Annotated in this window: 11 protein-coding genes; 3 read left to right on the top strand and 8 right to left on the bottom strand. The window is 40.7% G+C overall.

The window, feature by feature from the left end; translation table 11 throughout:
* Positions 1–61: 61 nt before the first annotated feature.
* Positions 62–877, bottom strand: a complete 816-nt coding sequence (locus BP896_RS02655) for a hypothetical protein (RefSeq protein WP_291765365.1) — start codon at positions 875–877, stop codon at positions 62–64.
* A gap of 159 nt (positions 878–1036) precedes the next feature.
* On the opposite strand from BP896_RS02655, the gene BP896_RS02650 reads away from it, so the two are divergent.
* Positions 1037–1417 carry a NifB/NifX family molybdenum-iron cluster-binding protein gene (locus BP896_RS02650; RefSeq protein WP_291765363.1) on the top strand — a complete coding sequence of 127 codons (381 nt, stop codon included), beginning with the start codon at positions 1037–1039 and terminating at the stop codon, positions 1415–1417.
* A gap of 32 nt (positions 1418–1449) precedes the next feature.
* Here BP896_RS02650 and BP896_RS02645 read toward each other — a convergent pair whose 3' ends face one another.
* From BP896_RS02645 to BP896_RS02635, 3 genes are all read right to left on the bottom strand, one after another.
* Positions 1450–1932, bottom strand: coding sequence for a bifunctional nuclease family protein (locus BP896_RS02645; RefSeq protein WP_291765360.1), 483 nt, complete (start codon positions 1930–1932; stop codon positions 1450–1452).
* A 98-nt stretch (positions 1933–2030) separates the two neighbouring features.
* On the bottom strand, positions 2031–2954 hold the full coding sequence (locus BP896_RS02640; RefSeq protein ID WP_291765357.1) for a S1C family serine protease: 924 nt from the start codon (positions 2952–2954) through the stop codon (positions 2031–2033).
* Between the two features lie 50 nt (positions 2955–3004).
* The gene (locus BP896_RS02635) at positions 3005–4369 is read right to left on the bottom strand and encodes a hypothetical protein (RefSeq protein WP_291765355.1); all 1365 of its coding nucleotides are present in this window, start codon (positions 4367–4369) and stop codon (positions 3005–3007) included.
* Positions 4370–4395: 26 nt separating this feature from the next.
* Between BP896_RS02635 and BP896_RS02630 the strand changes: the two genes are divergently transcribed.
* Positions 4396–4518: a hypothetical protein gene (locus BP896_RS02630; RefSeq protein ID WP_291765353.1), complete on the top strand. Its 123-nt coding sequence runs from the start codon at positions 4396–4398 to the stop codon at positions 4516–4518.
* A 2-nt stretch (positions 4519–4520) separates the two neighbouring features.
* Here the strand turns inward: BP896_RS02630 and BP896_RS02625 are convergent, their stop codons facing one another.
* From BP896_RS02625 to BP896_RS02615, 3 genes are all read right to left on the bottom strand, one after another.
* Entirely contained in the window at positions 4521–4781 is a 261-nt protein-coding gene (locus BP896_RS02625) for a hypothetical protein (protein WP_291765352.1), read from the bottom strand.
* A 5-nt stretch (positions 4782–4786) separates the two neighbouring features.
* Entirely contained in the window at positions 4787–5839 is a 1053-nt protein-coding gene (fen, locus tag BP896_RS02620) for a flap endonuclease-1 (RefSeq protein ID WP_291765351.1), read from the bottom strand.
* A gap of 279 nt (positions 5840–6118) precedes the next feature.
* The gene (locus BP896_RS02615) at positions 6119–7441 is read right to left on the bottom strand and encodes a Clp1/GlmU family protein (protein ID WP_291765348.1); all 1323 of its coding nucleotides are present in this window, start codon (positions 7439–7441) and stop codon (positions 6119–6121) included.
* A gap of 490 nt (positions 7442–7931) precedes the next feature.
* On the opposite strand from BP896_RS02615, the gene BP896_RS02610 reads away from it, so the two are divergent.
* Complete coding sequence (locus BP896_RS02610; RefSeq protein WP_291765346.1) at positions 7932–8807, top strand: DNA polymerase sliding clamp; 876 nt, start codon at positions 7932–7934, stop codon at positions 8805–8807.
* Between the two features lie 14 nt (positions 8808–8821).
* On the opposite strand, the gene BP896_RS09880 is transcribed toward BP896_RS02610, so the two are convergent.
* The coding region (locus tag BP896_RS09880) for an aldehyde ferredoxin oxidoreductase C-terminal domain-containing protein (protein ID WP_414633178.1) at positions 8822–8992 on the bottom strand (171 nt) is incomplete at its 5' end.

Raw genomic sequence — 8992 nt, 5'->3', positions numbered from 1 at the left:
TAAGAAGAAGATAAATAAGTCAGAAAAAGTAGTAATTAAATAATATTATTTTTAATTTAATTCATAAGTCATGCCTCATACATTTTATTACATCTACTATACTTATTCCAGCGGCTGTAGCAGTGAAGCCTTGATTTTTTAATTCATTAATTAGTTTTGTAATCATGCTGTTAGTTAATGTTAATGGCAGTAATACTACCTGCCCCATGCATGAACCTGGTGGTAATTGTGGGGCCATTAATGTTAATTTACTTAAACTTGGATTTGATACCAACCCTATATCGAATGCTAATGCTGTGTAGGCTGGATCACTTACTGATTCATCACCTACTACATTACTGGCTGGTAATACTCCTGGGTTACCCCAGTCCACTATCTTACTACTTGATTCACCTTGAAGTATTAATGCGGTGTTAAGACTAAGATCCCCCATTAAGTGCCTCTTTGTTAATAATGTCTTGCCTCTCCTCAACTCAACTCTTTCTCTATTTAATACTGCCATTGGGTTCTCGTAAATTACTGCCAAACCTAAATCATACATGTTGAATCCTAGGAAGAGCTTTAATGCATTCGATAATGCAATCACATCTATTAAATCGCTTGATTCTTCATATACCCTCATAATTAATGATATTATATCACTACTTCCAGAAACTCCCTTAATATATGACCAGATTTCCCCATATGTATCTTCAATGATTCTCCTACTGCCGGTTATGGATGCCCACACTTTAAAATAATCTTCATTAACCTCAACCCCACCAATCATTATTATTGCTGATGCCAAAGCCCCTGGAAATAGCTTGAATTCACTAATGAGCTCAGTTAGGTTGGTCACTATTTTTCTATCCCCAGGATAATCAATATAAGCCAGCATTACGTAATGTTTAATGGTTAGGATCCTTTAAATTTTTCACAAAAATCCTATGTCTGGAATCCATTGAGCTATATGATATTCGCTAATAGTTTAGTGAACCTAATGCACTGGTGGGCAGTGGGGGAAACATTTAAAAATCGATACTGATATCGAATTGCTATGAAACTAGCAGTAATAGTTGACTCGGAGGGCCATATAACAGGTCCAGGGGAGGGTGAGTACATACTTATTTATGAAGTAGATGGTGATGCAGTAAGGCTGGTGGGTAGGGAGCCTAATCCAGCATTGCAGGCTGAGATGCATAGGGGATTATACGCATTAAGGAGGGTAAGGGAATTGGGTGCTGATTCATTGATTGTGAGTGAAATAGGTAGGCCTGGATTTAACCTTGCCAAGTCCATTAAGTTAAAGGTCTACATAGTACCTGATGGCGTGAATGCTGATGATGCAGTTAAGATGGTTATTAGCGGTAAGGTTAATGCGGCTAATGCACCAACACATGAGCATGGCCATGATGAACATGAGTTAGAATCAATGTAATGGAATTACCTGCATTTAATATTGTAGTTACTTCAAATGGACTTACCCTCCTCCCCCTCCTCCTGATTGGATTTGCCTAATAATTCATTTATTGATACTGTATATTGCTTAAGGTGATTCGCTACTAAAATTGGCGCATTAACTCTTAAAGCCACCGCAACCGCATCACTTGGCCTAGCGTCAATGTAGTGTTGTGAACCAGTTCTATTATCCTTAAGGTATATTGTTGCGGTGTACGTGTGATCAACTAATGCATCTATGGTAATCTTCTCTATTGTTGCATTAAGCCTTTCTAGAATATCCACTAGGAGGTCGTGTGTTAGTGGCCTTGGGAAGTCTGTTTGACCCATTGCCTTCTGTATGCTTAATGCCTCAGCCATACCTATCCAAATTGGTAAAACGAAGTCACCCCACTCCTCGGTGCTTAGAAGCATAACAGCCTCAGCACCAGTCGAAGTAATGTAAACACCCTCAACCACAGCCTCTAGGTAACCCTCAGTCTCCTGGTTAGGCATACTAATTATTGCGTATCCTTCTTTATTAAACTTTTCTAGCTTATGAATTGCAATACCGGCGAGGAAATTATTAATTAGGGTGATGCCGTGTAATGCCTTTAAAGTGAAACATTAACAGTCATTGATTTCCTACCTCTAACAATCCTTAACTTAAACTCCCTCTTACCTTCAATATACCTAGTGTAAAGGTATGTCTTAAGCCTAACTATTGATGATAACTCAATATCATCTATACTCGTTACTACATCACCCCTCCTTAAACCAGCCTCATCAGCTGGTGAGTATGGTTGAACTGAAACCACTAAGACACCCCTATCCACCGGTAGCTTATATTGCCTTGCAAGTACCTTATTAATATCAACACCATAAATCCCTATCCTAGGCTTCTCAACAATACCCTTACTTATTAATTCACTTATTGATAATTTAGCTAGGTTAATTGGTATGGCGAAGCCTATATTCTGGGCTCCAGCTATTATGGCTGTGTTTATTCCCACCACTTCCCCATCCAGGTTTACTAATGGCCCACCTGAATTACCTGGATTTATGGCTGCATCCGTTTGAATTAAACCCTCAAGCATAGTTTCCCCAGTCCTTATAGTCCTACCTAAGGCTGACACTATACCGAATGTTGCAGTGGGCTGATTCATTAAACCCAATGGATAACCCACCGCTATTACTGGTTCACCAACCATTAATTTATCGGAGTCCCCTAATTTAATTGGGTTAAGTTCACCATCAACTCTAAGAACTGCCGTATCAACCTCAGGATCCGTACCAATTAACTCAGTTTCAAATAAGTCACCATCACTTGTAATCACAGTAACCTCACCAAGTTGAGAAACCACGTGGGCCGCCGTGGCTATGTAATGCCTATCAACTGCAAAACCTGTTCCAAAACCCCTAATGGGTATTACATTAAGCCACTCATCCACCACAGCTCCAGCAGTCACAATAGCGACTATTGATGAACTAACCTTGTTAACTATACTTGGGATGAGTTCCTTAATATTAGTTGCCATGCAGGCGCATTCTAACTACTCTTTATAAAGCTTGATTCCTAAGCCTAAACCTACTTAACTAGAATTTCCTTAATTCTAGTTAATGCTTTAAGCTTAAGGTTTCTTAACTCAGCTTCAAGGGCGTTCTCACTGGTGTTAATGTAGGCTTCCCCAGTGGCTATGTCGAGCAGTGATTCATAGCCTATGGGGTTAAGTAAATTAACCCTACTTATCCTCTCCCTAACCTTATCATACACGAACTTAATCATTATCCTCTTCACGGCGGTTACATTATCTTCATTAATCCTTTCAATTAAATCACCAACACCGTTAAGGTTCATTACATCCCTCACCTCATTAATGAATGCATTAGTAACCTTAACCATGAAGCTTGAGGGGGCTGCTTCCAGCCTACTTAATATTAATCCCAGCACATCATTAACATTAAGGTTAGTTAACTCACCACTGTTTGCATCATTATTCTTAATTATAATTGGCCAGTAACCATAATTTTCCGTTAATATGCCTGGGGACTCCATGAATTCTAATTCACCCACATACTCAATACCCAATGCCTCCTTAACCTCCACAGGGGCCTTAATAGTATTTCTATAGCCTAATGAATCTATGTAAACGTAGGTTAATGGAGTTAAGTCGCTAATGATACTCCATAGGGTACTTTCCATAAATGATACTGTACTGAAGCCCCAGTAGAGTGGTGAAAACCTTGGGTTACCCCACTCATCATTAATTGCAACGTGAATAATGTAGTTAAGCTTAAAGCTGGAGGATGTTACCTTACTTACAAGATCGATTAAAGTCCCCAGTACCTTGCATGATTCAACACCAATGAAGAGTGGGCTAACGTTAACACCAAAGATTACGGCGTATGGTGAATCCCCCTCCCTCATTATCACTAAGTCATAGTAAAGTTCACTTCTTATAGTTGACTCAATACTATACCCAGCCTTAACGCTTCCTGTGATTTTTGGTACGTGTATTACAGGTATTTCAGTGGGTTCACCCCTACTCTTAATTGTTAAATCCCCCAGTAGCAATGGTGCATTAACATTATTATCACCACTAGTGTAGATTATTGAATTGAAGCCTTCACGTAAAGCCCTCTTATAATCAATCCTCCTACCAATGGTTGACTTATTTAATTTAAGGATGAGGGGCTTCGAGATCTCGCCACTACCCTTAAACAGTGGTGATAAGGACCTTGCGTTAACATTCCCATTACTGATAATAACCTTAGTTAAAGCCCTAGCCCCCCAGTGGGGTGTTATTAAGTATGATAATTGGGGATTATCTATGGTAGCTAATAATGCCTCAATAAATTGCTCAATAATTGGCGTTAACTCCACTTCACCATGAATCCCCCTACACATGTCCAGTAAGTTAGGCTTCACTGGGTTAACCGCTGCGAAAGACATATTTAACGGTTAATTGAACCAGTGTTATGCTTAAGGTCATTAGGAACATTACCCTAATACTGGTGATTATGGCCTCTTTATTAATTATGAGAAGTAATGGTGACTTATTTAAGGTTTACGTAAATAATGTTAAGGCATTAAGACATTAAAATTAATACTCACTACCTGGGCATAATTCCCTAATGCCCTCCAGTACTTTCATAATGGATTGGTGATCCCTCCTTTCCCTAGCCCTCCTAAATAATGAGGCTAACCAGGGGGCTTCACGTATGGTTAATTGAGCAATCAGGCTCAGTATAGTCATACCCTCACTATTTAAGTAGCCGTCACTATAGTAGTTTGAGAACGGGTCCTCAAGTAGCTTCACTAATTTAAGTAAGTACGCGCAGTCTACCTTCCTCTGCTTAGTCATTTTAATCAACCGAAGAATGAGTCAAGGGTTGTGGATCCCCTAGCCTTACCCATACTCTTCTTCAATCTTTCTAACGCATTCTTAACCCTATCCTGGCTGAAGTCATGTTCCTCAACCAGTAGCCTAATTACCTCATCTCCATTAGGTTCCTTAAACTTAACATCAACCTCCTGGACCACCGGTGGGTTAAGGAAGAATTCCCTTATTTTAAATGGATCCACTGGGAATTGAGCATTCTTAAGCACAGTACTCATGAGTTTATCTAAGCTACCATACTCTTGAATCAACCTAAGAGCCCTCTGTGGGCCAATACCTGGTATTCCTTCAGGGTTATAATCAGTACCCAGTAGTATTGCTAAGTCTATTAATTGCCTCCTATCCCTTAGCTTAAGCGCCTTAAGCACATCATTCAGCTCTATTAACTCCGGGGTAACCTCAATGTACTCATCCCTACCCGGTAACTTCCTCCTACCTGTCACGGTTAAGTTCCTAACTAGTCTAGGGGCGCCGAATAAGAGTGAGTCATAATCCTGACTACCGGCAGCCCATGCAATACCCTTATTAGCCATGTATGCTGCCTGAGCCTCCCCCTCACTTGGAGCTTGAACCCAGGGTACACCCATGTAGTCTAAGAGCCTTTTAGCCTCATCAACCATATCATTTGTTACAAATAATGCCCTCTGAGCATACTTCTTAGCCTCGCTCCTCTTACCCTCCTCCACTGCCTTAATCCAATCCTCCACAGCCTTCTCCCTAACCTTCCTCCTCTTCTCAATCTCAATAAGCTTCAATTCAGGTGGTTTACCATCAAACACGTAGATCGGTTTAATACCGTACTCAAGTAAGTTAATTGTCCTGTAAAGTAATCCACTCAAATGACTGGTGACCCTACCTTGAGAATCCATGAGTGGTGTACCATCAGGCTGCCTTATTGATGCTAGGAATTGATAGAGAGCATTATAGGCATCTAAGGCTATTAACTTACCGTTAAGCAGCTCAAGGCTCACCCTTCTCCTTAAATTATCTGAAATAAGCTTACCAAGCTCAGTAACACCCACACAACCTAATCTAACCCCAGCGTATTAACTTATCTTCCATAGAATCCGAGCTCAGTTAACCCTCCATGATTTCTTAATGATGAAGAGGAATTATCCATCCTATTTAAGTTAAGCTAAGAGGATTCACTACTCGCCTGTGGGTGTTTTTACCACTAGCGGGGTCTTTACGGCGCCACCCTAGTTCCCTCCTGCAGTGGCTTAACCTTCAGTTGCCTAAGGCTCATAACCCACATGCGCCTCGGAAACCAGGAGCCACTAGATGGTGGTAGGGTAATGTGTTTAATGTGAAAAAGGGTTTACCCCATTTTCACTAATAATTCTCTCAATCTTATATATTATACTGAATTTATCAACCTCCTCAAACTGCTCATTAACCCTTATTGAACCAACCCTAATCCCCCTTATGCTATTAAGCTCAAGGTTGCTTAACCTCTTAGGTACTGTAACAACTACTCTTCCATTATTATAATATATTCTCCTTAATACTGCCAGCGTTATTAGGAATCCATCCTTATCCTCTAGGCCTACCAGTAGTCCATTCTCCCAATTGGGTTGAAGCAGCACCGCCACACCACCTGGTATACTTCTAAGCATTGGCTCCTTAACAGTACTTGATACTACCATTACTACATTCTTTAAGGAATCCATGTAAATGGGCTTAACCTTAAGGTAGCTTGAGATTAGCCTCATTAAATTACCATTTAATCCCCTACCGGTTAAGGGCATGTTAACTACCGGTATTTGGCTTAAGTTGAGGGTTAATTCCCTTGATGGTGATAAATACCTACCATAACCCATATCTCTATGTATCTTCCTATCGTTCCTATCCCTAACCCTCATTGATGGTGGGGCATTGAGAATAAGCGTATTACTTACGCCTAATCCATTAATTAATCCATTAACCTCATCGCCCTTCCTCATAATTATGACGTAGTTAGGCTTAATGGCATTAACCAATGCCCTCTTATACTCAACAGCACCCTCCCCCTCAACCCACCCATCAGTATTAATTACAATGAAATCCACCGATTCAGCGGCCTTTAAGTAATTCACAAGCTTAGTTACTGCATAAACCGCCCTATACCAATTACCTTCAAGATTCGTTGAACCCAAGAATACTTGCCTCACTGGACTCATGTAACTTAGGTGAGTTATCTTACCACCCCTGAGTATTGAGCAGGACACGGTGGTGGGGGGTCCTAGGTCATTTTGCCCTGGATCAGCATCAACCACACCCACCTTTAAGCCCATTGACGATGCCTTATTAACAAGTATTGTTGTAATGGTTGTTTTACCGGAATCCATGGCCCCCATCACCATTATTACTGAACCCCTTAATTCCATTGGCAATTTACTATCCCATTCATCAATCATTTCCTCACCAGCCTTAGGCTTATCCACAAAGCCCCCTGGCCCAAGAACAATTAATAATTCAGAATTATTAATCGCCTTAGCCACAACTCTTCTAGCCCTCAATATGGTTATTCTTGAACCTTCATCATACTGAGCCCCAAGGATGTATAGTTTACCTCTTAGAACCTCAATCATTGCTGGTCCTTCTATTCTAACGTACTCACCACCATTAAGCTTAACTTGATCCACGCCTCCTATAATACCCTACTCCTTAAAAAGGCTATTACATAATGGTATCTCGTGTTTTATTCTTTATGGTGGGGTTATGTGTGGGAGTTATTTAAACTTGTGGTTATGCTTCATTATTAGGTGGCCTTGGTGGGTGGATTACTCACTAATATACTCACTGGGGCTTTATAATTTGCAGTGAAAATCATGAGCACGCTAGAATCCACTGAGAATTAAAAGTAGCAATCAAATATAAGGTAATAAACCACCACGTGACAATGAACCATTAAACCCCCACCAGAGAGCCAACACCCAAGACCCCCAACATAACCCCACCCCCTAAGATAGGGAGGGGCCATAATATTTATACTTAGCCTCATTACTAATTAGCAACATACGCCAATTTAACAACGTGCACTTCGTTGGTAAAAGCATTCCTGATCTGAATCGTAAGTATTATTCTTTAATGGAGCCCGTAACCTTAAAAAGGGTTATTGAGAATTATAGTATAATGCCTGAGGAGAACGAGGAGGAGAGGGGGGAAGAGGAGGCTGAAGAGGCTGAGGGTGAGGCTGAAGGTGGTTCAATAGTGCAGGAGAGCGGGGAAAGTGGGATTGTTTACACATTTACGTTTCCTAAGGGTAGGGATGTTAGGTATGTTTTCCTAAGTCTAGCTCAGGTTCTAAATGAGGCTTTATTCGTCATGAGTCCTGATGGTATTAGCCTTAAGGCGATTGACTCATCTAAGGTTTCCCTAGTGCTCCTTAATATACCTTCAACAGCCCTTGAGGAGGTTAATATAACTGACACCATTAAGGTTGGTGTTCTATTCGACACTATTAAGAAGCTGGCTAAGAGGATTAGGGCTAAGGATAAGGTTGACATAGGTGTTGATAAGGGGAGAAACAGGTTCCTAATGATAATATACTATGGCTCCAAGGGGCGGGAAAGCGGTATGTATAGGAAATTCTACCTACCAATTGTTGATGTTGCTCAGGAGGAAATACCGGAACCAAAGATTGATTACCCAGTTAGAATACGGATGAGTATGGATGCGTTTAAGGATGCTTTAACAATGGCTGAGGATATAAGCGATGCAGTTACATTCACTGCGGACCCAGAGTCATTTACCATAAAGGCCTCTGGTGAGGGGGGTAGGTATTATGAAGTTCAGTATCAAAGTACCGATGAGTCCTTTCAGGAATTCTCAGTAAGTGAGAAGCAGGAGGCATCCTATTCCCTTGACTACATAATGAATATGAATAGGCAAATGGCACCAATATGTGAGTACGTTACAATTGAATTCGCCACTAATAAACCAATTAAGTTAACATACGAATTCGCGTCAGGCTCATTAACATACTATGTGGCTCCAAGATCACTATAATTAATTAAGTGGCGCTACTTAATGATCTCAAGCCTCCTTAAGGTTTCCATGCTAGGTATTCCATTAACCCATCCCCTCCTTTCATAATACTTACTTAATAAGTCAGGGTGCATATTACCAAGCCTGCTGGGTAATTCATCATTCTCCTTACCTAGGGCCAACACATTATAATACCTCTCCGCAGT

The sequence above is a fragment of the Caldivirga sp. UBA161 genome, from assembly GCF_002506515.1.
GTDB lineage: Archaea > Thermoproteota > Thermoprotei > Thermoproteales > Thermocladiaceae > Caldivirga.
The sequence above is the reverse complement of the archived record's forward strand: the minus strand, read 5'-3'. Positions and strand labels throughout refer to the sequence as shown.

Coding starts and splice junctions, on each gene's coding strand:
- BP896_RS02655 (WP_291765365.1), bottom strand. CDS start 877: ATGCTGGCTTATATTGATTATCCTGGGGATAGAAAAATAGTGACCAAC.
- BP896_RS02650 (WP_291765363.1), top strand. CDS start 1,037: ATGAAACTAGCAGTAATAGTTGACTCGGAGGGCCATATAACAGGTCCA.
- BP896_RS02645 (WP_291765360.1), bottom strand. CDS start 1,932: ATGCCTAACCAGGAGACTGAGGGTTACCTAGAGGCTGTGGTTGAGGGT.
- BP896_RS02640 (WP_291765357.1), bottom strand. CDS start 2,954: ATGGCAACTAATATTAAGGAACTCATCCCAAGTATAGTTAACAAGGTT.
- BP896_RS02635 (WP_291765355.1), bottom strand. CDS start 4,369: ATGTCTTTCGCAGCGGTTAACCCAGTGAAGCCTAACTTACTGGACATG.
- BP896_RS02630 (WP_291765353.1), top strand. CDS start 4,396: ATGCTTAAGGTCATTAGGAACATTACCCTAATACTGGTGATTATGGCC.
- BP896_RS02625 (WP_291765352.1), bottom strand. CDS start 4,781: ATGACTAAGCAGAGGAAGGTAGACTGCGCGTACTTACTTAAATTAGTG.
- BP896_RS02610 (WP_291765346.1), top strand. CDS start 7,932: ATGCCTGAGGAGAACGAGGAGGAGAGGGGGGAAGAGGAGGCTGAAGAG.